19 protein-coding genes and 1 tRNA gene are annotated in these 23111 nt (G+C 63.9%); 13 read left to right on the top strand and 7 right to left on the bottom strand.

Features of this window, described 5'->3' with window-relative positions; translation table 11 throughout:
• Positions 1-23 precede the first annotated feature (23 nt).
• From rpiB to FJY68_06210, 3 genes are all read right to left on the bottom strand, one after another.
• Positions 24-458 carry a ribose 5-phosphate isomerase B gene (gene rpiB / locus FJY68_06220; protein ID MBM3331434.1) on the bottom strand — a complete coding sequence of 145 codons (435 nt, stop codon included), beginning with the start codon at positions 456-458 and terminating at the stop codon, positions 24-26.
• 70 nt (positions 459-528) lie between these two features.
• Positions 529-1458, bottom strand: a complete 930-nt coding sequence (locus FJY68_06215; protein MBM3331433.1) for a branched-chain amino acid transaminase — start codon at positions 1456-1458, stop codon at positions 529-531.
• A 146-nt stretch (positions 1459-1604) separates the two neighbouring features.
• A tRNA-Met gene (locus FJY68_06210) sits at positions 1605-1677 on the bottom strand.
• Between the two features lie 193 nt (positions 1678-1870).
• Between FJY68_06210 and surE the strand changes: the two genes are divergently transcribed.
• From surE to FJY68_06185, 5 genes are all read left to right on the top strand, one after another.
• Complete coding sequence (gene surE, locus FJY68_06205; protein MBM3331432.1) at positions 1871-2632, top strand: 5'/3'-nucleotidase SurE; 762 nt, start codon at positions 1871-1873, stop codon at positions 2630-2632.
• Positions 2633-2671: 39 nt separating this feature from the next.
• Positions 2672-3217, top strand: coding sequence for an HDIG domain-containing protein (locus FJY68_06200; GenBank protein ID MBM3331431.1), 546 nt, complete (start codon positions 2672-2674; stop codon positions 3215-3217).
• 12 nt (positions 3218-3229) lie between these two features.
• Positions 3230-3619, top strand: coding sequence for a GxxExxY protein (locus FJY68_06195; protein MBM3331430.1), 390 nt, complete (start codon positions 3230-3232; stop codon positions 3617-3619).
• 175 nt (positions 3620-3794) lie between these two features.
• Entirely contained in the window at positions 3795-4649 is an 855-nt protein-coding gene (locus FJY68_06190) for a glycine--tRNA ligase subunit alpha (protein ID MBM3331429.1), read from the top strand.
• A 311-nt stretch (positions 4650-4960) separates the two neighbouring features.
• Entirely contained in the window at positions 4961-7855 is a 2895-nt protein-coding gene (locus FJY68_06185) for a tetratricopeptide repeat protein (protein ID MBM3331428.1), read from the top strand.
• 516 nt (positions 7856-8371) lie between these two features.
• Here the strand turns inward: FJY68_06185 and clpB are convergent.
• Entirely contained in the window at positions 8372-10936 is a 2565-nt protein-coding gene (gene clpB / locus FJY68_06180; protein ID MBM3331427.1) for an ATP-dependent chaperone ClpB, read from the bottom strand.
• 392 nt (positions 10937-11328) lie between these two features.
• On the opposite strand from clpB, the gene FJY68_06175 reads away from it, so the two are divergent.
• The 3 genes from FJY68_06175 to FJY68_06165 are packed head-to-tail and all read left to right on the top strand — an operon-like array spanning position 11329 to position 15488.
• Complete coding sequence (locus FJY68_06175; GenBank protein ID MBM3331426.1) at positions 11329-13911, top strand: hypothetical protein; 2583 nt, start codon at positions 11329-11331, stop codon at positions 13909-13911.
• 9 nt (positions 13912-13920) lie between these two features.
• Positions 13921-15078 (top strand): hypothetical protein, encoded by a 1158-nt coding sequence (locus FJY68_06170; GenBank protein ID MBM3331425.1) that lies wholly within the window; start codon positions 13921-13923, stop codon positions 15076-15078.
• Between the two features lie 56 nt (positions 15079-15134).
• Complete coding sequence (locus FJY68_06165) at positions 15135-15488, top strand: hypothetical protein (protein MBM3331424.1); 354 nt, start codon at positions 15135-15137, stop codon at positions 15486-15488.
• A gap of 284 nt (positions 15489-15772) precedes the next feature.
• On the opposite strand, the gene FJY68_06160 is transcribed toward FJY68_06165, so the two are convergent.
• Both FJY68_06160 and FJY68_06155 read right to left on the bottom strand, forming a co-directional pair.
• Positions 15773-16138, bottom strand: coding sequence for a VOC family protein (locus tag FJY68_06160; protein ID MBM3331423.1), 366 nt, complete (start codon positions 16136-16138; stop codon positions 15773-15775).
• A gap of 9 nt (positions 16139-16147) precedes the next feature.
• Positions 16148-16621 carry a DUF3795 domain-containing protein gene (locus FJY68_06155; protein MBM3331422.1) on the bottom strand — a complete coding sequence of 158 codons (474 nt, stop codon included), beginning with the start codon at positions 16619-16621 and terminating at the stop codon, positions 16148-16150.
• A gap of 240 nt (positions 16622-16861) precedes the next feature.
• On the opposite strand from FJY68_06155, the gene FJY68_06150 reads away from it, so the two are divergent.
• The 5 genes from FJY68_06150 (at position 16862) to FJY68_06130 (ending at position 22026) form a co-directional block, all read left to right on the top strand.
• Positions 16862-18244, top strand: a complete 1383-nt coding sequence (locus tag FJY68_06150; protein ID MBM3331421.1) for an exo-alpha-sialidase — start codon at positions 16862-16864, stop codon at positions 18242-18244.
• A gap of 8 nt (positions 18245-18252) precedes the next feature.
• On the top strand, positions 18253-19452 hold the full coding sequence (locus FJY68_06145) for a hypothetical protein (protein MBM3331420.1): 1200 nt from the start codon (positions 18253-18255) through the stop codon (positions 19450-19452).
• 9 nt (positions 19453-19461) lie between these two features.
• Complete coding sequence (locus FJY68_06140) at positions 19462-20799, top strand: YncE family protein (GenBank protein ID MBM3331419.1); 1338 nt, start codon at positions 19462-19464, stop codon at positions 20797-20799.
• A gap of 8 nt (positions 20800-20807) precedes the next feature.
• The gene (locus tag FJY68_06135; GenBank protein ID MBM3331418.1) at positions 20808-21548 is read left to right on the top strand and encodes a class I SAM-dependent methyltransferase; all 741 of its coding nucleotides are present in this window, start codon (positions 20808-20810) and stop codon (positions 21546-21548) included.
• A 100-nt stretch (positions 21549-21648) separates the two neighbouring features.
• Positions 21649-22026, top strand: coding sequence for a TfoX/Sxy family protein (locus FJY68_06130; protein ID MBM3331417.1), 378 nt, complete (start codon positions 21649-21651; stop codon positions 22024-22026).
• A gap of 158 nt (positions 22027-22184) precedes the next feature.
• On the opposite strand, the gene FJY68_06125 is transcribed toward FJY68_06130, so the two are convergent.
• Positions 22185-22373 (bottom strand): hypothetical protein, encoded by a 189-nt coding sequence (locus tag FJY68_06125; GenBank protein MBM3331416.1) that lies wholly within the window; start codon positions 22371-22373, stop codon positions 22185-22187.
• Positions 22374-23111 lie beyond the last annotated feature (738 nt).

Raw genomic sequence — 23111 nt, 5'->3', positions numbered from 1 at the left:
GGCGCTTGTTTAAGTAGAAAAGTTCAGCGGTAGCGCGCGATTTTGTCCAGGCGCAGCGAGTGCCGGCCGCCCGCGAATTCGGCCCCAAGCCACACTCCGACAATCCGCCGGGCCTGCACGCCGGTGACGACATCCGCCCCGAGGCAGAGCACGTTCGAGTCGTTGTGTTCGCGTGAGAGGCGGGCCAGCCGGACGCTGTCTGCCAGTGCCGCCCGCACCCCCCGCACCTTGTTCGCGGCGATGCACATGCCGATGCCCGTCGAACATATCAGGACACCGCGGTCGGCCCGATCCCGGGCAACGGCACCGGCAACCTTGAAGGCGTAGTCGGGGTAGTCGACTCGATCCACACTATCGGGCCCGCAATCGACCACGGTGTGACCCCGGGCGGTCAACCAGCGCTTGAGTTCCTCTTTGAGCGCGAACCCGCGGTGGTCCGCGCCGAGCGCGACCTTCACTGCCGGAAAGGGCTGAAGGATGAAGGATGAACACAGCCGATTTCCGTTTTCATCCTTTCCTGATTCATCCTTACCGGACAAACGTCAGCCAGTTGTACTTGTCCGGGCTCTTGCCGTCGATGACAGCGAAGAAGGCCTGTTGGAGCTGCTTGGTGATCGGCCCGCACTTGCCCGCGCCGATGGTGATCTTGTCGACTGAACGGATGGGCGTGACCTCGGCCGCGCTGCCGGTGAAGAAGACCTCGTCGGCGATGTACAGGAACTCGCGCAGCATCATTGTCTCCTTCAATTCGAAACCGAGGTCCCGAGCCAGGGTGATGACCGTGGCGCGGGTTATACCGGGCAGGATCGTGGCGTGGAGCGGCGGCGTGTAGATGACCCCGTCCTTGATGATGAACAGGTTCTCGCCCGAGCCCTCGGAGAGGAAGCCGTTGACGTCGAGCGCGATGCCCTCGACGAATCCGTACTTGATGGCTTCCATCTTGATGAGCTGCGAGTTCATGTAGTTGGCGCACGTCTTCGACATCGCCGGGAAGGTGTTCGGCGCCATCCGGTTCCACGACGAGACCATCACGTCCACGCCCTGCTCGAGCGCCTCTGGCCCGAGGTACTTGCCCCAGTACCAGGTGATGAGCGCAATATCGACCGGGCAGGTGAAGGGATTGACGCCCAGCTCCTTGTAGCCGCGGTAGACAATCGGCCGGACGTAGCATTCTTCAAGCCCGTTCTTCTGTATCAGTTCCACCATCGCCGCATTCACCTGTTCCTTGGTGAAGGGGACGTCCATCCGGTATATCTTGGCGGAGTTGAACAACCGGTCGGTGTGCTCCTTCTGCCGGAAGATCGCCGGTCCCTTGGGCGTCTTGTAGCAGCGGATGCCCTCGAACACGCCCGAGCCGTAGTGAATGACGTGCGAGCAGATGTGTATGTTTGCGTCCGCCCACGGCACATACTTGCCGTTTATCCAGACGTACTTGGACTTCGTTTCCTCAAGACCCATGTTGCCTCCCGCTTAAAAGAAAGCGGGGCCGTCGGCCCCGCCGTGTGCAATCCGTTTCGAGAATCAGCAGTAATGCCATCTTCGACGCATTTGCCGACGTCCTCAGTTCGGGATTCGAACTTCGGCGTTCGGCGTTCGTTCGCAGATGCCGGCTGAGGGAGTCGAACCCCCGACACATGGATTATGATTCCATTGCTCTACCAACTGAGCTAAGCCGGCGGGACGGTGATTCTATCCATGTGGCCCGGACTGTCAAACCCAGCCCAGCGCAGCCCAGCGCATGGCCAGGTACAAAGTGACAAAGCCAGGAACAAAGCAGGGCAGAAAGCCTGGAGTCTAGATCGACTACTTCCCCCCCACTTGCTTGTTCCTCACTGCATTGTCCTTCGCGCTTTCGCGTGTATACTTGGCCATGCTCAAGCCCCGCACGAAACCTCTGATTCTCGTGACCAACGACGACGGCGTCGAGGCGCAAGGTATCAAGGACCTCCACGACGGCATCAAGGGGCTGGGCCGGGCATGGGTTGTGGCGCCTGCCGTCAACCAATCCGCCGCCAGCCACTCGTTCACGCTGCGCAAGCCGATCCGCGTCTGGCGCCTCCGTCCCCGGTGGCTCGCAGTGCACGGTACTCCGACCGACTGCGTTCTTGTTTCGCACCATGGCATCCTCAAGCGCACCATCGACCTCGTGCTCTCCGGCATCAACGACAGCCCGAACCTCGGGGATGATGTGCTCTACTCCGGAACGGTCGCTGCAGCCATCGAGGGCACGATGCTCGGCATGCCATCGGTTGCGGTCTCCTACCTCAAGTCCGGCGAGAACCGTGCTGTTGCCATCCGTTTCATCCGCCGGCTCGTGCCGCTGCTGCTGGACGGCGTCCTGCCACCAAAAACCCTGCTGAACGTCAACATCCCGGATGGGAAAATCAAGGGTATCAAGGTCACACGCCTGGGCCGGCGTATCTACCGCGACATGGCGATAAGAGGCAGGCTGCCTGACGGCGGGGTCTCCTGGACCATCGACGGCGAGCTGGCATTCGAGGGTACCGAAGGCACGGACTTCGAGGCGGTCTACTCAGGCTACATCTCGGTGACGCCGCTCCACCTCGACATGACGCACCACACCGAAATCGAACGGCTCCAACCGAAGTTCGGACAACTGGCCCTGCTTTGACACCGGGGCGGCCTCTTCTATAATGCCGCTGGAGAAACGATGACACGAACTGAGGCCTACGAGCTTGTGACGTCGATGGTCACGAACCGGAATCTGCTGAAGCACATGCTTGCCACCGAGGCGTGCCTGCGCGGCCTCGCCCGCAAGCTCGGCGAGGACGAGGAAAAGTGGGGTCTTGCCGGCCTGCTCCATGACGTCGACTACGACCGGACCAAGGACGACACCGCGAAGCACGGCCACGTCGGGGCGGAGATCCTGACGGGGAAAGGCGTCGAGCCGGACATCGTCCACGCCGTGCTCTGCCACGTCACCGGCACCGACACCCAGACGAAACTCGACCGCGCCCTCTACGCCTCCGACCCGACTACCGGACTCATCGTGGCCGCCACCCTGATGCACCCGACCAGGAAGATTGCGAGTGTTGACGCCGAGTTTATCCTCCGCCGGTACAAGGAAAAGAAGTTCGCGGCTGGGGCCAACCGTGAGCAGATTGCCACCTGCTCCGCGCTCGGACTCTCGCTCGAGGAATTCACCACCATCTGTGTCGCCGCGATGCAGGGCATAGCCGCAGACCTCGGACTCTGAGTGCAACCGCCGATGAACGCAGATGAACGCCGTATCGAACTCGATCGCATCACAAAGGAAATCATCTCGTGCGGGTTCAAGGTCAGCAACACTCTCGGCAGCGGTTTCCTTGAGAAAGTCTACGAGAATGCACTGGCGCTCGAACTGCGGAAGGCAGGACTCAAGGCAGGCCAGCAGCAGAGCATTACGGTCCACTACGACGGGACTGTGGTCGGTGATTATGCGGCCGACCTGCTGGTCGAGGGAAAGGTGATTGTCGAGTTAAAGGCTGTGAAGACACTGGATGACGTACACGTGGCGCAGTGTATGAACTACCTGAAGGCTACTGGTCTGTCAGTCTGCTTGCTCCTGAACTTCGGGAAGCCGAAGTTGGACGTCAAACGCGTTGTGAGGGACTTCTAGAAACGATGGTGCCGCTGATTAGCGCAGGTAGACGTAGCTACGGGTCACTTCCCCGTATTCCCATCGGCGTTAATCGGCGTCCATCGGCGGTTTGTTCCCGGAGATATGGTCCCGAATCCAAGACGCCCATCGGCGCTAGTCGGCGTGCATCGGCGGTTGTTCTTCGGGAATCCTGATGCACTTCCAGGACATCATCCTCCGCCTTCAGCAGTACTGGGCCGAGCGTGGTTGCGCGGTGCTCTCCCCTTACAACTCCGAGGTCGGCGCCGGTACCTTCAACCCCGCGACCTTCATCCGCGTGCTCGACTCCAGACCATGGAACGTCGTCTACATCGAGCCATCCAAGCGGCCGCGCGACGGCCGCTATGCCCAGAACCCGCTGCGGGTCCAGCAGTTCTGGCAACTGCAGGCAGTTCTCAAGCCCGCGCCCGCCGACATCCAGGATTTGTACCTAAAGAGCCTTGAGGCCATCGGCATCGACCTGAAGAAGAACGACATCCGGTTCACCGAGGATGACTGGGAATCGCCGACCCTCGGCGCGTGGGGACTCGGCTGGCAGGTCGAACTGAACGGCATCGAGATCAGCCAGTTCACCTACTTCCAGCAGTGCGGCTCGATTGACTTGAAGGTCATCCCGGTCGAACTCACGTACGGACTTGAGCGCATCGCCATGTTCGTGCAGAACACGAACTCGATCTTCGACGTGAAGTGGAACGACAGCCTGACCTGGGGCGATGTCTACCGCCAGAACGAAGAGGAATTCTCCAGGTTCAATTTCGAGGAAGCCGACGTCGCCTTGTACCGTGAGATGTTCGACCGGTTCGAGTCCGAGGCCCAGCGCCTGCTCAAGCTCGGGCTGGTCTATCCGGGCTACGACCATGTCATCAAGTGCTCGCACTTCTTCAACCTGCTGGAGGCGCGCGGCGCTATCAGCGTATCCGAGCGCCAGAACTACATCGCCCGCGTCCGCCGCCTCGCCCGCCTGACCGCAACGACCTACCTCGCCAAAGCCGAGCCAGAGCCGAAGTAGTTCGGCAACCGGAGCCCGGCGCTTCAGCATTGACACAACAGGATGTCGCAGTCCGCGCCCCGGTGCCGCAAGGACAATCCCCGCTCCCACCACTCCGCTTCATCCTCTCCGCGGCCCCCGAACGCCTTCCGGCCCGCTCGCCTCCGCTTGACTCTTGCGCTCTTTCCGGCTATAACGTCCCGTGCCAGACCGTGTAACGCACAACCAAGTCACAGGAAGCCTGCACCCGCCGGCAGCAACAGGGCATCACTGCCCCGGCGGGAGGACTTCCGGACGAAACGGGCGGGCATCCGGCCCGGCGACTGGAGGGGATGATGGAATACCTTGACGGGCTCGTGAATGCCCTGCCGACGGTCAGGACTCCGTTCGAACTGGGCCGGGCGGCAATGAAGGCCTGCAAGTGGGACAACGCGATCCTGCTCTTCAAAGTGGCGACGAAGGAGGCGGCGGGGACCGAACTGGTCGCGCTCGCGAGCCTGCTTGGGCTGTGCCATGAACCGCCGGGCAGGTGGAAGGAAGCCAGAGAGAGTCACGAAGAGTCGGCCCAGCTGGCCGAGCAGTTTGGGGACCGGCAGGGGAAGGCCGCGGCTATCACCAATCTCGCGCGGCTATCCTATGCCACCGGGGAGACCGACAAGGCCCTGAAGCTCCACGAAGAAGCGCTGGCGATTGCGACCGAGACCGGCAATCAACTCCTGCTGGCCGACAACACCAGCTGCATCGGGAGCATATCACTCGCCAAAGGAGAGCCCGAAAAAGCGCTCAAGAGCTTCGAGCTGGCGCTGACGACATACCGCGGGATTAAGCACTGGCAGGGCGAGGCAGCCGCCCTGAGCAACATCGGCCTGGTTTGCCAGGCCACGGGCGAGACCGACAAGGCGCTCAAGCTGCAGAAGCAGGCGCTGCAGATCTACCGCGAGATTGCGTATCCGACGGGCGTGGCCGCGACTCTCAGTATCATGGGAACCGTCCATGAGGATGCGGCCAGGCCGGACGACGCGCTGAAGTACTTCGACGACGCGCTGGAGAAGTCCCGCGAGGTCGCGAACCTGCAACTGCAGGCCGACAACCTCACCCACCTTGGGCTTATCTACCTGGGCCGGGTCGACGTCAAGAAAGCCCAGGCGAACCTCGAGCAGGCGCTCAAACTGCACCGCGGAATGGGAAACCAGGCGGGCGCGGCCGCAGCTCTGCACGGCATGGGTCAGTTCTATTCGGCCACGCGTCACCCCGACAAAGCGCTGACCAGCTTTGAGCAGGCACTGGCGATCGGCCGCACGGTCGCCAACTCAATGGTGCAGGCGAACAACCTCGTCAGCATCGGGACGCTCCACCAGGACAAGGGCGAGAATGACAAGGCGGTCAAGCACCTCGTACAGGCGCTGCTCATTTTCGCGAGGAACGGCGCGCGGGGCTGTGCCGAGCAGACTGTGAAGAAACTGCGACCGCTGCCCGGGCAGATGGGCGGCGAGCGATTCGCGGCCGCGTGCGTCGCGGCCGGGATGCAGAAGCTCGACGCCGAGAAGCTGGCGAAGCAGTTGGTCCCGTCGGCTGCGGGGCAGCCGACAGCCGAACCCGCCGGTCCGGATCGGGACGCCCGCGAAGAGGCCGAGGCCCGGGCTCGCGTCGAAGAAGAACGCAAGCGCGCCCAGAATCGTCTTCAGTCGATGGACGAAGCCAAGGCCCGTGCCGAAGGGGAGCGCAAGCTCGCGGAGATGCGCGCCCAGCTGCAGGCCCAGACCAATGCCCTCGCTGAAGCCGAACGCAAGCGCAAAGAGGAAGATCAGAGGATAGCCGCCCAGCGCGCCCAGGAGGAAGCCGAAGCCAAGGCCCGCGCTGAAGCCGAACGCAGGCGGAAAGCTGAAGACGAACCGCGGCTTGCCGCGCAGCGGGCCAAGGAAGAGGCCGAAGCCAGGGCCCGGGCCGAGGCCGAACGCAAGCGCAAAGAGGAAGAGCAGAAGGTCGCCGCCCAGCGGGCGAAACAGGAGGCCGAGGCCAAGGCCCGCGCCGAGGCTGAGCGCAAGCGGAAAGAAGAAGAGGACCGCAGGAAACGCGAAGAGGAACAGCGTGCGCGGCAGGAGGCCGAGGCCAAGGCCCGCGCCGAGGCTGAGCGCAAGCGGAAAGAAGAAGAAGCACGCCGGCTCGGCGAGCAACGCATTAGAGAGCAGGCCGAGGCCAGGGCCCGGGCTGAGGGTGAGATAAAGCGGCTCGCGGAGCAGGAAGATAGGCTCGCCCAGCAGCGGCTCAAGGACGAGGCGAAGACCAAAGCCCGCTTCGACGGAGAGCGCAGGAAACTGGAGGAAGTTGAGCGCAAGGTCGCGGAAGAGCAGCGCCGCGTAGCGGAGAAACGGGCGCAGCTCGAGGCCGAGATCAAGGGCGATGCCGAGGCGGCAAGCAGGCGCCGGGCGGAGGAGAGGAAACTAGCCGACCGGCGCGCCCAACTGGAGGCCGAGGTCAAGGCCTATGCCGAGGCCGAGCGCAAGCGGCTTGAAGAAGAGCAGCGGATCGCCGCGCAGCGTGCCAGGGAAGAAGCCGAGGCAAGGGCTCGCATCGAGGCCGAGCGGAAGCGGAAAGAGGAGGAGGAGCGCCGCCGGCGCGAAGAGGAACAGCGCGCCCGCGAAGAAGCCGAGGCCAAAGCCCGCGCCGAAGAGGAGCGCAAGCGACTCGAAGAAGAGGAACGGATGCTGGCGGCGAAGCGCGCACGGCGCCAGGCCGAGGCCAAAGCCCGCGCCGAAGAAGAGCGCAAGATCGCCGAGCAGCTCGCCAAAGAGGAAGCCGAGGCCAAATCTCGCGCCGAAGAAGAGCGCAAGAAGCTCGAGGAGACGGAGCGGAGGTTCGCCGAGCGCCGCGCCAAGGAAGAGGCCGAAGCCAAGGCCCGCGCCGAAGCCGAACGGAGACTGGCCGAGCTGCGCGCCAAAGAGGAAGCCGAGGCCAAAGCCCGCGCCGAAGCCGAACGCAAGGCGGGCGAACTGCGAGCCGAAGAGGAACGCAAGATCGCCGAGCACCGTGCCCAGTTACAGGCCCAGGCCCAGGCCCGCGCCGACAAGGAACGTAAGCGTGCCCAGTTGGAGGCCGAGGCGAAGGCCCGCGCCGAGGCCGAACGCAGAGAAGAAGAGGAAGAGGAGCGCAGGATCGCCGAGAAGCGCGCGCGGCTGGAGGCCGAGGCCAAAGCCCGCGCCGAAAGGGCCCGCAAGCCCCAGCGCTGACGGATCGAACCGGGACCCGAACCGGTCTGGCTATTGCACGGGGCCGCGCCAGGTGGCGCGGCCTTTTCTTCGCCGGCCCAGAGGATCCGCTGGGACGAGTCCGGTCAGTTGGCACCGTAGAGACCGCGACTGTACCGCGCGCGGGCCGTCTTCTGCGTTGTCCGATAGTAGGAATCCACCATGAAAGCCGATGCCCGCCGGAAGTCCGGCGGGCATGCGGTTTCAAGAGTCACCGCTGAGAAAGTCATTTCTGTCTTTCCCGGTCGCCCTCAAGGACCCTGTCCTCGGGACGTCCATGCGCCTGAGCTTAAGTCATCAGGCAGCTAGCGGTCCTAATTGGCGTCGGGAGCGGGGAAACAAGGGGGTTATTTTGGTGGGTTGGGAAGGAGGGATACCCGCTCCCGACAAATCTTATATCTCCCCAAGCCCCGCACCTTAGGGGCTTTCGCCCCTCAAGGCGGTGTACGCGGCTTCCTCTGGTCGCCGGACGTGCACCTGTCACCCCGTTGGGGAGATCTATGCTCCGGATTGTGAAAGAACGATCTTGTCGTCTACGACTGAAACCGAGACCTTGGAAGGCCTGGTTCTGAGAATCAGTTCGGCAATCGGATTCTCGACAAGACGCTGGATGACTCGCTTGAGCGGCCGCGCACCGAAGTCCGGATCGTAGCCTTCTTTGGCAAGCACATCCTCAACACCTCGATCAAGTATAAGAGCCACCCCTTGCTCTGTCAACAAATCCCGCACGCGGGCGAGCTGGATGTCCACGATCTTCCTGATGTCTTCCCGCGACAGCGGGTTGAAGACAACGATATCGTCGATGCGGTTGAGGAACTCGGGGCGGAAACTGCGCCTGAGCAACGCCATCAACTCCTCGCGGTCGAACCTGCCCTGCCGCGCCAGTTCGGTGCCGAGGTTCGAGGTCATGATGATGATGGCGTTCTTGAAGTCCACGGTCCGGCCGTGGCCGTCCGTCAGCCGGCCGTCGTCGAGTATCTGCAGCAGCACGTTGAAGACGTCGGCGTGCGCCTTCTCGATCTCGTCCAGCAGCACGACCCGGTATGGTCGCCTGCGCACCGCCTCGGTGAGCTGCCCGCCTTCTTCGAACCCGACGTATCCGGGCGGCGCGCCGATGAGCCGCGACACGGTGTGCCGCTCGCCGTACTCGGACATATCGATACGAACAATTGCGTCCTCGGTGTCGAAGAGCGTCTGGGCGAGCGTCCGCGCGAGTTCGGTCTTGCCCACGCCGGTCGGCCCCAGGAAGATGAAGCTGCCGATGGGCCGCTTCCGGTCCCCGATGCCCGCTCTTGCCCGGCGGATGGCATCTGCGACCGCTTTCACCGCCTCGTCCTGCCCCACGACCCGCTTGTGGATGTCGTCTTCCAGCCGGAGCAGCTTCTCCCGCTCCGACTCCATCAGGTTCTTCAGCGGAATCCCGGTCCACTTGGCCACGACCTCGGCGATGTCTTCTTCCGTGACCTGCTCGCGCAGCAGTCGATTGCCCTTCTCTTTTGCGGCGAGCTTGGCCAGCTTCTTCTTCATCTCCGCCAGCCTGCCGTACTCGAGCTCGGCCGCCTTGTTCAGGTCGTACTTCCTCTTGGCCGCGTCCACCTCGGCCGCGACCCTCTCAATCTCCTCCTGCAGCTTCTGCCTTGCCTCGACTTCTTTCCGCTCGGTTTCCCACTGCGCGGAGAGTCGCTTCTGGTCTTCCTTTAGGTCGGCGATCTCCTTCTCGATCTCCTTCAGCCGTTTTTGCGAGGCCTCGTCCTTGTCGCGTTTGAGCGAGAGTCGCTCCATCTCCAATTGCATCAGCTTCCGGTCAACGTCGTCGAGCTCGACCGGCTTGGAGGTAATCTCCATCTTCAGCTTAGCCGCGGCCTCGTCCACGAGGTCAATCGCCTTGTCCGGCTGGAACCGGTCCGCGATGTAGCGGTTGGACATGGTCGCCGCCGCGACCAACGCCGCGTCGGTTATCTGCACGCCGTGATGGACTTCGTACCGTTCCTTGAGCCCGCGCAGAATCGAAATGGTCTCCTCGACCGTGGGCTGGTCCACGAAGACCGGCTGGAACCTCCGTTCGAGCGCCTTATCCTTCTCGATGTACTGGCGGTATTCGTCGAGCGTGGTGGCGCCGATGCAGCGCAGTTCCCCGCGTGCGAGCATCGGCTTCAGGATGTTACCAGCGTCCACCGCGCCCTCGGCCTTGCCTGCGCCGACCACGGTGTGGAGTTCGTCGATGAAGAGGATAATGTGGCCTTCGGATGAGGCGACTTCCTTCAGCACCGCCTTCAAACGGTTCTCGAACTCGCCGCGGTACTTGGTGCCGGCGATGAGCGCGCCCATGTCGAGAGCCACGAGCTTGCGGTCCTTCAGCGACTCCGGCACGTCGCCTCTGATGATGCGCTGGGCCAGGCCTTCGATGATGGCGGTCTTGCCCACTCCCGCCTCACCGATCATCACCGGGTTGTTCTTGGTGCGGCGCGATAGTACCGTCATCACCCGCCTGATCTCGTCGTCGCGGCCGATGACCGGGTCGAGCTTGCCGTCGCGGGCAAGCTGAGTCACGTCTCGGCCGAACTTCTCCAGCGGCTGGTAGCGTTCCTCGGCCGCCTGGTCGGTGACGCGCTGGGAACCGCGGATCTCCTTCAGGGCCGCGAGAACCTTGGCCGAGTCGACGCCGAATGCTCTGAAGACACGCGCGCAGTCGCCTTCCTTCAGTCCCAGGATAGCCAGGAAGAGATGCTCGGTGGATACGTACTCGTCCTTGAACCGCTTGGCCTGGTTCTCGGCCTCGGCCAGCACCTGCCGCGCCCGGGCGGACGTGTAGACCTGGCTGTCGCCGCCGGTTACTCGCGGCCGGCCGGCAAGTCCTGCCTGGATCTGCTGAAGAATAACCGCTGGGTCGACGCCCACCTTCTTCAGCAACTCGGGAATGAGCCCTTCGGATTGCTCGACCAGGGCCATCAGAATGTGCTCAGCGTCAATCTCGTTGTGCTGGAAACGCGCGGCTATGCCCTGTGCTGAGGCGAGCGCCACCTGCGCTTTGTCGGTGAATCTATCGATGTTCATAGTCCCTATTACTTAGATAGTCCAATTCGCTCCGAGATTCGCCCGCCGGCCGTGTCTCTGGGTGCTTGACTCCTGTCGAGTGTAGGCTACAATGCCGCACCCGGGCGCAGCATGGCGCTGGTGGCGCCGCCGCGCCCCGGACTCGAACGGTGGATCACTGCCGGGCGCAGCCGGCAGGCAGGACACCGCGACCCTAACAAGCTGCGCTGCAAAGGAGGCAGAGTGAAGAAACTAACGGTGATGCTGATGGCCGCAAGGTCCTCGACCTGCATCCCGGCGCGAACGACGTCTCCAGCCTCGCGCCCGGCGTCTACTTTGTACGTCAGGCGTCCGGCGTTATGCGTAGTGCGTCAGGCGTTGAGCGTATGACCAAGGTCATCGTGAGCAGATAGGGACAGTCAATGAGGCACAGCTTGCTGGCCGCAATCGTCAGCCTGGCCGCGGCCCTTTCGCCGGCCCGGGCAGAGCCCGGACTCGACCACGGACGGTTCCTGCTCGATACCGGCTTCGTCTCGAGCCTTGCGTTCCCGAACCAGAACAGCTCGGTCGCCGCTTTCAACGGTACCTGCATCCTAGCCGTCTGGGTAGACCGCCGCGGCGGCGAATCAGACATCTACGGCTGTCGCGTGACGCCGGATGGAGTGCTGCTCGACTCGGCCGGCATCCCGATTTCGACCACCCCGCGCACGCAGTGGTACCCGGCGGTCTGCTCCGACGGCACCGGTTTCCTCGTGGCGTGGTGGTGGTGGGACGAGAGCGGCGGCGCGAGCCGCATCTACGCCAGCCCCGTGACGTCGGCCGGGACCGTGCTCGACACCGCGGGCATCCGCGTGAGCCCCGATGCCAGCGGCCAGTCGATGCCGGCCATCGCCTTCGACGGCGCCAACTACCTCGTCGCCTGGGAAGACACCAGTGGCACCGGCGACATATACTGCGCGCGCGTGACCCCGGCCGGGAACGTGCTCGACACTGCCGGGATCCCGGTCTGCGTCCGTTCTGGCCACCAGGCATTCCCGGACGTCGCTTTCAACGGCACGGACTTCGTCGTGGTTTGGAGCGACGAGCGGATGCTCTCCTATGACATCTACGCCAGCCGCGTGACGTCATCCGGGATCGTGCTCGACCCCAACGGGATTCGCGTGTCGAATTCAATCTCGGACGACGAGCACTCGCCGTCGGTCGGCAGCAACGGCACGGTCAGCCTGGTCGCGTGGAGCCAGGCCCCGCCGACTGGCCGCAACCGCTTGTATTTTGCCCGGGTTTCGCAGGACGGGACCGTGCTCGACACTGCCGGGGTACGCCTCGGGACAACTCGTGTGGATAACTTGACCGATCCCGCGGTCGCGTTTGATGGTGAGAACTTCGTCGCGGCGTGGGATGAGGACCGCGGCATGCCCATCTGGGCCGCGCGGGTAACGCCGGGCGGGGTCGTGCTCGATTCAACCAGCATCCTGATTCCCGTCACCGCGCTCGTCAACTACGAACCCGAGGTCTGCCCGAACGGGAACGGCTCCGTGGTCCTGTGGCACCAGTATGACACCGTCAACACCGACTGGGCCAGCATCTACGCCGCCCGCGTCACGCGGGCGGGAACCGTGCTCGATTCGACGGCCGTCAATCTCGCGCTGGCGGCTCACGCACAGCAGTACCCGGCGCTTGCCTTTGACGGAACGAACTACCTTGCCGTATGGGAAGACTGGCGCGGCGGCGACCCTGACATCTATGCCTGTCGCGTGGCGCCGGGCGGCACCGTGCTCGACCCGGGCGGCATCCCGGTCTGCACCATGGACTACTACAGCCAGTTGGCGCCAGCGGTCGCGTTTGACGGCGCCAGCTTCCTCGTGGTGTGGGAAGACTGGCGTCACTCCGACACCGGCAGCATGATGGCCGACGTCTATGGTGCGCGCGTGACTCCAACCGGCACCGTGCTCGACCCGGGCGGCATCCCGATACGCGTCGCCCGCGGCACGCAAGGGGTCCCCCGAGTCGGGTACAACGGCACCGACTTCCTCGTGGTGTGGCAGCGCGGACTTGCGGATGCCGACATCCACTGTTCCCGGGTGACGTCGGCCGGCGTCGTGCGGGACAGCTTCATCGATGTCTGCACCCGGTATGGCGAGACGTACACCCCTGAGGTCGCCTTCGACGGCGCAAACGCGCTGGTCGTATGGCAGGACGACCGCGGCGGCCAGTACGCGGATGACATCTACTGCGCGCGGGTGACGCCCACGGGCGTTTCGCTGGACACCCTCGGTCTGCCCGTCAGCACTGCCCCGCGCGGCCAGTTCACCCCTGCTATCGCGTTCGACGGCGCCAACTACCTCGTGGCCTGGCACGACACGCGCCACGGCACCGGTCGCTACGACATCTTCTGCGCGCGGATGACGCCGGGCGGCATCCAGCTTGATAGTTCCGGCATCCCGGTCTGCACGACCGCGGCCACGCAGACCAACGCGCGCGTCACATTCGACGGCGCCGACTACCTCGTGACGTGGGTTGACGACCGCAACGGTTCCCGCGACATCTACGGCGCGCGGATCAGCCCCGCAGGCGTCGTCGGCGATGCCGCGCTTGTCGTCGGCGGTGACGGCGCCCAGTACACCGCCGCTCTCTGCCGGGGAAGCGGCAACCAGGTTCTCCTCGCCTTCGGCGACCTGGCGCGCACTGTCGGCGGCCGGACCTACAACGCCCAGCGCATCTGGGGCAGGTTCGGGTTCTTCCCCGCGATGCAGGACGAGCACCCAGTTGCTCTGTCCCGGCCGCCGCTGCCCGGCCCAACCATCGTCCGCGGAGTGCTCGACCTGCAATCTTCAACCTGCAATCTGAAATCTGAAATCGCCCTACTCGACGCGGCCGGCCGCAAGGTGCTCGACCTCAGGCCCGGCCCGAACGACGTCTCCCGCCTCGCGACGGGCGTCTACTTCGTCCGCTCGGCAATCGACGTTCGCCATTCGTCAATCACCAAGGTGGTTATGACTAGGTAGGAGGAGTCAATGAGATGCGCGGCGCTGGTTTTGCTCTTGCTGTCAACCGTACCAGGGGAGGCCACGCCCATCAGCGACCGGTACGTGCCGGGACAGGTAGTAGTGAAGTTCACTGCGGCGATGCGGAGCGGGCTCGGTGAAAGTGGGACTAGCATCCCCCAGCTCGGGGTGACGGACATTCCGGTCCTCCGCTACGAACGAATTCTGCGCCGCCCGAACAAGCACGCCCTGGCCCACGGACTCGACCTTCAATACCTGCTGAAATTCGACCCGTCGGTCGACGTGCCGGCACTGGTCGGCCGACTCGCGAGCAGTGCGGTTGTGGAGTACGTCTGCCCCAACGTTCTGTTTGCCATCGACAGTGTGCCGAATGACTCGCTCTACCCCGCGCAGTGGCACCTGGCTGATATCAACGCGCCGCGGGCGTGGGCAATCGCGCACGGCGACAGCAACGTCCTGACCGCAATGATTGCCGACGCTCCGGACTGGACCCATCCTGATCTTGAGGCCAACATCGCAATAAACGCATTGGAGGACCTGAACGGCGACCGCCGGTTCGACCCGGAGTGGGCGCCGGACGGCGACCTCAACGGAGTGGACGATGACGCCAACGGCTACGAGGATGACGTCATCGGCTTCGATTTCCATAGCGGAGACCCGGACCCGATGCCACCCGAGTACGACCCCGCTGGTACGCACTGCCTTGGCGTGCAGAATGCCGTCACCGACAACGGCATCGGCGTTGCCGCGCCGCCATGGAACGTGAGAACATACGCCATGCGCTGCGGGGACTCTTTGGGGGTCTCAATGTCAGCCGCCATCGCCGCCATCAACTACTGCATGGCGCAGGGGGTGTGGGCATTCTCGATGAACTTCGGCACCCTCACGCCATATCAACCACTGGCGAACGCCTGCCTTGCCGCCTGGGATGCCGGATCGATACCGTGCGCCCCTGCCGGAACCAGCGCGATGGAGGAACGGACCTACCCGGCGGCGTACGATGGCGTCGTGGCGGTAGCGGGCTGCGGACGGGACCACCGCAAGACGCCGTGGTCGGGCTACGGCACGTGGATTGACGTCACTGCCCCGGGCAAGGACATCTATTCGACCGCGGTCACTCCGGCCACCGCTACCGTGACGGGAACATACCGGCCTGCAACATCGTAGTCGGCGTACTGGCGTGGTTCAAATCTGCCTGGCCGGACATATCGAATGACAGTGCAGTGCAACTCCTGGAGAACATGTGCGACACGATGCCTGACTCGCTGTACTGGGCGGGCAAGCTCGGCGCCGGCAGGGTGAGGATGTCTACTCAGCCCTACGGCATCGAGGGCGCCGAACCCCCAAGTTCGCCTCGCTCAGTTCCAGCCGTCATCATCCGGGGCGTGCTATACCTGCCGAGTAGCACAAGCCCAAGCACAAACTCGCTGCTCGACGCAGCGGGCCGCAAGGCACTGGACCTGCGCCCCGGCGTGAACGACGTCTCCCGCCTCGCGCCCGGCGTCTACTTCGTGCGGGAGCAGCCGGGACACAGCTATCACGCGCAAACCGTGCGGGGCGTAGTCCTCGTCAAATAGGGAGTGGCCCTGCAACGCCGCGTCCTGACTTCGCCGGCCTTCGACGACCGTCTTGTACGGTACATTCGTGTTCTCGACCTGCACAGACGTGCGGGGCTGGCTCTCATGTTGCTCCTGCCTCTGCTCGGCTGCTGGCGCGACTACGTCATGCCGCGGGCCCGGGTTCGGCTGCCACAGTACCAAGTCGATGGCCTCTACTCCGAGGGGCTGTGTGTCATAGCGGAACGGCAGGAGCTGCGGCGGGGCTACATGGACATGGATGGACGCGTCGTCATTCCGCCGCGCTACTTCGCGGCCGGGTCGTCCTGCATCAGGCCGAACAGGTTTCCATCCGGCGACCGAACCGCGCCGAACCAGCCGACACCGGGAATCGGCCCTCTCGGCTGCACGACCTTGGCTCCGGCCGCCACGGCCTTGGCGAGCATCGCGTCAAGGTTGGCCGCATCAAGCGTGAGGACGACTTGGTCGACCGGCTTGCCGCGGCCGATGCCGCCGTCGATGCCCGCCTGCGTCTTGTCGCCGGTGCCGACCAGCCAGTACTCCATCGGGCCGTCCCATTTGAAGATCTTCCACCCGAACACAGCAGCGCAGAATTCGACGAGCTTCTCGGGCTGTTCGGACATCAGGTCAAAGTGTATGACTCGCGGCATTGTTCCTCCTTACGTTTCAGTCTGGCTTCGGCGCGCAGCCCGGATGGCGTCGAGGCGGGCCTTGGCTTCAGGCATGTCTTTCTGGAACTCGGCGATGGTCGCACAGCCGTACTCAGGGCAATGCGCGCAGCTATCGACCTTGTGCGAGCGGGCGCACTTGCGTATCTCGCACGACGCTTCGTAGTAGGCGACATGCGGCCCCGGTTCGACCGTGCAGCCGACGCAGTGGAGTTCTTCGGGCTTGAAGACATGGTCGGAAGACCTGGACCACTCGGCCGCGGTCTTGGCCCGCAGGGCCTCGTCACGGGTCCGGGTCGCAATCTGGGTCGGGCAGGCGGCGCAGTTGATGCCGCAGTAGCCAAGCAGTTCAGGCATGGGTGCTCCTTGGGTTAGCGCAGACAAGCCTAGCCCGGCCGGCTGACCGGTCAAGGCAAACCGGCGAGATGGCCGAGCTTTGACAGCGAGGCCGGTGCGCGCTAGCATCCATCATATGCGACATGCAGTGAGCGCGCTGCTCTGCTGTCTGGTGCTGTCGGCGGCAGCACACTACGGAGCGAAGTTCGAGCCGCCGGACGGCTTCATCTATCTCGGCTGCGCCCGGGCGTGTACTTCTGCCGTCGGACGGCAGGCTTCGCATCGTCCGCCCCGGCGTCAGGCGTGATGCGTAGTGCGTCAGGCATCGAGCGTATGACCAAGGTCATCGTGACAAGATAGGAGAATGCGTTGAGGTCATCTCTCGTATTCCTTGCCCTGGCCTGCTGGCTGTCGACCGCGTTGGCGCAGTGGGAGCCGGACCGCAAGCTCTCGACCACAGACAGCTCGGCGGCACTGAACGAGAACATGGGCAGGTGCCTCGTCACCTGCGCGGACACGGTGCATGTAATCTGGTGCGATACCAAGAACAACGGCAGCGCCATCTACTACAAGCGCTCGAGCGACCAGGGAGAAACTTGGGGCGACGACACCCGGCTTTCCGGCTCGCCCGCCTACTCCGGCTTCCCGACGCTGGCGGTGTCGGGGACGAACGTGCATCTAGCCTTCCGTGACCGGCGGTCCGGCCGCTACCTATCATACTACCAGCGCTCGACCGACGGCGGCAGGACATGGGACGAGGACGAGTTCATCTCGGATTCGATCCTGTTCAATTGGTGGCCAGCAGTCGCCGCAGTTGGTCAGAACGTGTACCTTGCCCTGAACCTGGACACGGTGAACAGCGAGGTCTATTTCCGGCGGTCCACCGACAACGGCGAGACCTGGGACTCCATCCAGCGCATCTCGAACGCACCGCTCCGTTCTGAGGACCCCTGCATCGCCGCATCTGACTCCAACGTCCACATTGTCTGGAACGAGTTCCGCCACGGCGGCAACGGCCACAGCGAAGTCTACTACCGCCGTTCATCGGACCAAGGAGTCACGTGGGGGCCGGAAACCCGGCTCACCCGCGACACCGCGATGTCTTACAGCCCGACGGTCTATCCCCACGGCTCAACCGTTGACGTCGCGTGGGAGGACGGCCGCGACGGCAACTTCGAGATCTACCACAAGCGCTCGACCGACTACGGCGAGACCTGGGGCGCGGACGAGCGGCTCACGACCGACTCGGCCGTGTCCGTATACCCGTCGATTGTCGCCGACGGCACGAACATCCACGTGGTCTGGTTCACGCTGGGCAGCGACACCGGGATATTCTATCTTCACTCCGGCGATGGCGGCGCGAGTTGGGATTCGGTTTGCACGCTGGTAGACGACTCGTTCTCGGTTGCGACCCCGTTTGTCGACTTCTCGGGCTCGATTGTCCACGTCATCTGGAGGGACACACGCGACGGCCACGGCGCGATCTACTACAAACGCAACCTGACCGGGAACGTCGGGACCGAGGAAGACCTCAGGCCGCAAGTCCCAAGCCACAAACCTGCGACGTTCATCGTCCGCGGCGTGCTGCGTTTGCCTGCCTCACTCATCACTCATCACTCATCGCTCATCACTTCCGATGGCCGCAAGGTGCTTGACCTCACGCCCGGCCCGAACGACGTCTCCCGCCTCGCGCCCGGGGTCTACTTCCTGCAATCAGTCCGCTTCTCCGTCAAGCTCATAGTCCAAAGATAGGAGCCCCGATGAAATCACGACTGCTGCTGACCCTCTTTCTCGCGATCAGCCTGGCCGCAGCCGGCTGGATCCCTGGGAACATCGGCGTCGGTGAAGACCTGTGGGCGGTCCGCTTCCCGAGCGGGTCCGACACCGGATTCACGACCGGGCTTACGTCGACCGGTACCGTCTTCCGGACCGTTGATGCTGCCCAGACCTGGTCGGCGCTGCCGCATCAGTTCACCTACACGCTCTACGCACTCGACTTCCCGGCCGGCAGCGCAACCGGCTACGCCGGCGGCGGCACGAGCGGCGCCGCCTTCTACCGGACGACCGATGCGGGTCAGAGCTGGGCTCTGCTCGGCAGCGGCCTGACGCGGCCGGTCCGCTCCATCAGTTTCCCTTCCGGTCCGGACACCGGCTACGCGGTCGGCGAGGTCGGGATGGTTGCTTTGACAACCGACGGCGGCGCCAATTGGGCAGGGCAAACCTCCGGGGTCGGAGTCGACCTCTTCTCGGTCTGCTTCCCAAGCGGCACCGACACTGGTTTCGCGGTCGGCGACTCCGGCCGTGTGCTGAAGACGACGAACCGTGGCAGCAGTTGGACGGTGCAGAACTCGGGCACCGGCTCCCGCCTGCTGTCGGTCGCCTTTGCCGGCGACTGCCGGACCGGATTCGCCTGCGGCCCACTCGTCGCGATCCGGACCACCGACGGCGGCGCGTCGTGGCTTCCCGAGTCTACCGGTTCCGGCCTCTGGCTGGCTTCGGCCCGGTTCGTTGGTCACGACACCGGATTCGCGGTCGGCGCCGTCGGTACGGTGATCCGCACCACTGACCGCGGCGCGACCTGGCAGCAGCAGGCGTCAGGAACTGGTTCCGACCTCAACTCGGTCGACTTCGCCGACGGCCTCAACGGCTACGCCTGCGGCCATGCCGGCGTACTCATCCGGACCACGGACGGCGGTGCCAGTTGGGTCGCTGAAGAGCGCGTCGAGCGCACCATCGGCGATTTGCTGCCCACCATCGTCCGCTGCGTGCTGCGTTTGCCTGCCTCACTCATCACTCATCACTCATCGCTCATCACTTCCGATGGTCGAAAGGTGCTAGACCTCAAGCCCGGCCCGAACGACGTGCGTTCGCTGGCGCCCGGGGTATACTTCGTCCGTGAGGATCCCAGGCGTCGCGGAATCCGGGATTCGAGAGTTCACAGAGTCGTCGTAACAGAATAGGAGGAACCGTTGAAGCTGCTGTCTTTGTTGTTGGCCGTAAGCTGCCTGCTGTCAGCCGTCTCCGCCCAGTGGCTGGAAACGACCATTGTCCTGCCGGACTCGTCGTACCCCAATGCCGTCTGCTACAACCCGACCGATAACAAGGTCTACAGCGCGAACAATCGGAGCGGCAACGTAACCGTGATTGACGGCGAGACGAACCAGATAGTCACGACGGTCACCGCGGGCAATCGACCCAACTCGCTCGTCTACAACCCGACCAACAACAAGGTCTACTGCGCGAACACGGCCGGCGACAACGTGACCGTCATTGCCGGCGCGACGGACTCGGTGGTGGCTACCGTCCCGGCGGGTGACGGGCCGGTGTTCTTCTGCTACAACCTGGCCGGCAACAAAATCTACGTGGCAAACCAGCGCAGCGGGAACGTCACCGTGATTGACGGGACGACGGACACGGTCATCGCCACGGTCGCGACCGGCAGCCGTCCCTACTACGTCTGTTACAGCTTCATCAACAACAAGGTCTACTGCTCCAACTACGACAGCGACGACGTCACCGTGCTCGACGGCGTGACCGACTCGGTCGTCGCCACCATCCCCGTGGGCGACGGCCCCTGGGCGACCTGCTACAACCCGACCGACAACACGGTATACGTTGCGAACGACATGAGCGACAACGTCACGGTGATAGACTGCTCGGCGGACACGGCCGTCGCCACCGTGGCGGTGGGCGACGCTCCGCAGGGCATCTGCCACAACGCGACCAATAACAAGGCGTACTGCGCGAACTACGCCGGCGGCAACGTGACCGTGATAGACTGCGCTGCGGACACGGTTGTCGCCACGGTTCCCGCGGTCGGCGGGCCCTGGCCAATCCTCCACAACTCCACAAACAACAAGGTATACGTCGCCACCTACGATAGCGGCAAAGTGACGGTGATTGACTGTGTGTCCGACTCGGTGCTGACGACCATCGGCAGCGGCAGCGGGCCCTCTGACCTTTGCCTGAACCCGCAGCAGAACCGGGTCTACTCGGCGGACTACCGCGGTTTCACCATCTCGGTGCTGCGCGACTCGGCACTGACCGGTGTCGAGGAAGCACCGCGCCGTCTGTCCGGGGCCGCCGAGACCAGCTTCATCACCATCGTCCGCGGCGTGCTGCGTCTACCTGCCTCGCTCATGGCTCATCACTCATCGCTCATCACTTCCGATGGTCGGAAGGTGCTCGACCTGAAGCCCGGCCCGAACGACGTCTCCCGCCTCGCTCCCGGCGTCTACTTCGTGCATGCGGCGTCAGGCGTTGCGCGTGAAGCGTCCGCCGTCACCAAGGTCGTGATCAACAGGTAGCACCCGACGTGGGTCCACTGCCCCGTCTCTACGACGACATGGCCGCGTGGTGGCCGCTGCTCTCCAGCCCGGACGACTACGCGAGCGAGGCGGCGTTCTATTGGCAGTGCATCAACGAAGCAAGCCTGATTCCGGTGAAGACAATGCTCGAGCTCGGCTCGGGCGGCGGCAACAACGCGTCCCATCTGAAGACACACTGCGAACTGACGCTGGTGGACCTCTCGCCGGGAATGTTGCGCGTGAGCCGGTCGTTGAACCCTGAGTGCGAGCACGTCCACGGCGACATGCGTGAGGTCAGGCTGGGCCGCCGGTTCGACGCCGTGTTCATCCACGATGCCGTAGGATACATGCTAACGGAAGCGGACCTGGCCCGGGCGATGGAGACAGCGTGGGTTCACCTCAAACCGGGCGGAGCAGCGCTCTTCTGTCCCGACCATGTGACCGAGACATTCAAGCCGAGCACGTCTCACGGCGGGCACGACCGCATGTTGCGCAGCCTGCGCTACCTTGAGTGGGCCTACGACCCCGACCCGGGAGATACCCTGGTGACCACGGACTTCGCCTACATCCTGCGGGACAAAGACGGGGTCAAGGTGGAGTACGACCGGCACGTGACCGGGCTCTTCCCGCGCGCCACGTGGCTGCGCCTGCTTCAGGCCCGGGGCTTCACGGCCACGATTCGGGAGCATGTCGAGCCGCCTGTCGGCGGAGAGACGTACGAAGTGTTCATCGCGGTGCGGCCCGAGTGACGTGCGTTACTTCGCGAGGCGTCTAGTTTGTCTGGGCCGAAAGCTAAGCGCTCCAACTGCTAGTTGTCGCAGGGTCGTCCATACGAAGTAGGAAGGTGAGATGAAAGTCGAGTTCGACGTCGCCCAGAAGCAGGTTCTGGATGAGATGCTGCTCAAACTGCCCGGCGCCCGGGCCGGCAAGATGTTCGGCTTTCCCGGCTACTGGACCGGCGGCAAGCTCTTTGCCTGCCTGTACGGACCGGGTGTAGGCTTCAAACTGCCACCGCAACGGGCGGCAGAGATACTGAAGAAGCCCGGCTTCGTCCCCTTCACGCCGCGTGGCAAGCAGATGGCCGCCTGGGTGATGTTGAAGCCCGGGCGCGCCGCAGACCTGCGCCGGTTCGAATCCCTGTTCCGCGAGTCACTCGACTACGTCTCCGGACTCCGGCCGGTCGCAAGGAAGGCGAAGCCTCAGGCCAAGACGCGTACGCCTGCCTGAGCGCCTTTCGGCAGCGCTCGTTTGGCAACGAACAACGTACGCTCCGGGCAGATTGCGCCCTCGCGCTGAAGGCGCGGTTGCGTCTCGCGAAGCATACGGCGAAGCAGGGATCGAAGCACCGGCAGACCCACCGTTCACGGCGTGCTAGACTGCATCGGTCAGTTCGTCGATAGCTGCATCATGAGCTGCATCGCGAGCTGCATCAGAAGTTGCTTGCTGCGTTGCACCGTGCGCTGCATGAGACGTTGCACCAATCGTCGCGCCGGCAGTTCCACGCTGCGTTCCATCAGTCGATTCACGAGTCGATGCTCGACTGGTTGCATGTCCCGTGGCATGCCGAGCTGCATAGGCCGAGGCAGCCCCCCATGCGGCCTGTGGGCCGTCCACTCCCCGGCAGAATTGTGGTCTGGATTCGACCTCATACCATATGTTGTGGCAGCGGTGGATGCTTGCCGGTCCTGCAATTCTGCGGTCAGGATTCCAGTTCCTGCGTTCTGGATTCTGGTCTATCCGGCTCCGCCACTGCCGCGTTCCGGTCCGCCATTCTGCATTTTGCTGTCTGCATTCTGCAGTCTGCATCGCCTCCGCGCATGGCCCGGCAGGCGAACCTGGAGACTGACCCGCATGCAACCTCGACTGCTGTCTCGACGGCTGCTCGGGCCGCAAGTGCCCGGACTCACCGGAGAAGAGTCCGTAGCACAAACCGCCGGACAGAAGCTTGGGCTGCACGATGTACGATAGACGATACAACGATGGACGTTCCTCCCCGGACTCCTCCCGATTCCGCCGTCGGGGCAACGTCCGGGACTGAACGATAAACGATGTACGACACAACCATGCAAACGACGCGCGGGGTATTCCCTCAGGTGCAGGAGTCATTTCGTCAGCTTCAAGCCTAACGCCTCAAACCTCAAGCACATAGGCCCGAAAGCCCGCTCCCGCGCCATCCCACAGTATTGTAGAATCGCTGCCTTGCGGTGGTTACTAATCAGAGCATAAAATGTTTGACATGGGAGTCGGTTTGGTGTATACTGTGAGTAATGAGAGAAGACGATACTCGGCGTCTATCGCCGGCGGCTTTGGAT

This window comes from candidate division WOR-3 bacterium, from assembly GCA_016867815.1.
Classification (GTDB): domain Bacteria; phylum Hydrothermota; class Tepidihabitantia; order Tepidihabitantales; family Tepidihabitantaceae; genus UBA2258.
The sequence above is the reverse complement of the archived record's forward strand: the minus strand, read 5'-3'. Positions and strand labels throughout refer to the sequence as shown.